Raw genomic sequence first — 1,433 nt, forward strand, 5'->3', positions numbered from 1 at the left:
GGCGCGCACTCGGTCCAGCCCGAGGCAATATCGGTCAGAACCAGGGTCTGGATGAAGCTGCCGCTGGCGCTTGAGCCACCATGGGCAACCAGGTCAGCTTCCATAAAGCCAGGAGAGGGATCATGCCAGTCGGCAAAGGTCCGCACCGGCACACTGCGCCGCACCGCCAGGGTGGGCACGGACCGACGCCTTTGCCGACCTCCGGTGGCCTGTTGCTTGATCGGTTGCAACGCTCGGTCGATAGTGGCTGCGCTCATGCCCAGAAGGCGCGTCCGGACCTCCGAAGTCAGCTGAAGATGGCCATGACGCTCCATCGCCCCCACCAGAACCGGCACGAGACCCTTCAGGCGCTTGCCGCAGATCCGGTCTGAGGCCTCCCAGATCACGGCGAGAGCCTCATGAACCGCATCGTCGTAGATCCGGCGCCCGGGCCGCGCCGCGCCTGTCTTGTCCGGCAAGCCCTGCCGAAGGGCGCGCATGGCATGCTTGCGGGAATAGCCGGTCACAGCCATGAACTCATCCAGAATGCGGCCCTTGTCGGGGCGATCACTCTGCCGGTAGCGCGCCGAAATCGCTCGGATCAGCTCATTGCGTGTTGTCATGCTCACCTGCCTCATCATCGCCCCCGCAGCTCGCCAGAGCTCGGGAGCAAATCAGATGAGGCAACGATCCAAAATCAGGGAGCAATTCAGGCGATGCAATGCGCGCTTGAGCAACTTGAATGACTTTCCATCCTCCAAGCAGATGATTGCATCCGGAGTGACGGACTTCCGCACCGAAACCGCAGGCACCAACTCAGCCTTGGGCTCCTCTTTCTGACCCTGCGCAGTCTTGGTCAGGGCGGCATAGACAGAGTTGAGCAGCGACGGTAGGTCGGCGGCGGGAACGGAGTTGTTGCTGACGTAAGCCGAGACGATGTCAGCACAGAGTTCGATGTAGTTCGGAGAGGTAACGCTCTCGCTCATAATGTTCTTGTCCTCGGCCACACGGGAACTGTTTGTGAAGGTGTGTAGAACAGATGCTGCTCTGACAGGATCAGCAGGAACGACCGTGCAGCACAACAGATGCCTGTGATCTTGGCCTCACCTATGCCTCTTGCTTAACTTTGGCAAGGACATTCTTCCGAAATCACTGTTGGTCATTACCTCTGTGCAGCCAAATTGCAGGATCAGGGACTGATTACCTCAGGACCCCTTTTGAGCCAGGGAGCGCTAAGCTGAAACGCCTTGGTGCCGCAGCCGTTAAGTCGGCAACAGATCGCAGTCCGCGATTGGCCCGTGTGGAGAAACAGTCATGCGTGTCGAGATGAAATACGCTGTTCTTGCAACCGCCTTCCTGCTCCCGTCCATTGCCATCGCAGACCCAGGAGGGGCCGCAGCCGGTGCCGCCGCAGGCGGTGCGGCGGGCGCAGTTGTGGGAGGTCCAGATCGGAA

Annotated in this window: 1 protein-coding gene and 1 pseudogene; both read right to left on the reverse strand. The window is 60.4% G+C overall.

The genetic code is table 11. The annotated features are described in order from the left end of the window. A pseudogene (locus C7G61_RS42695) lies at window positions 1-617 on the reverse strand (transposase); the annotation flags it as partial. Window positions 618-653: 36 nt separating this feature from the next. Next, window positions 654-986: a Ros/MucR family transcriptional regulator gene (locus C7G61_RS42700; RefSeq protein ID WP_338026201.1), complete on the reverse strand. Its 333-nt coding sequence runs from the start codon at window positions 984-986 to the stop codon at window positions 654-656. Between the last annotated feature and the right edge of the window lie 447 nt (window positions 987-1,433).

It is taken from the genome of Bradyrhizobium algeriense (assembly GCF_003062295.1).
Lineage (GTDB): Bacteria > Pseudomonadota > Alphaproteobacteria > Rhizobiales > Xanthobacteraceae > Bradyrhizobium > Bradyrhizobium algeriense.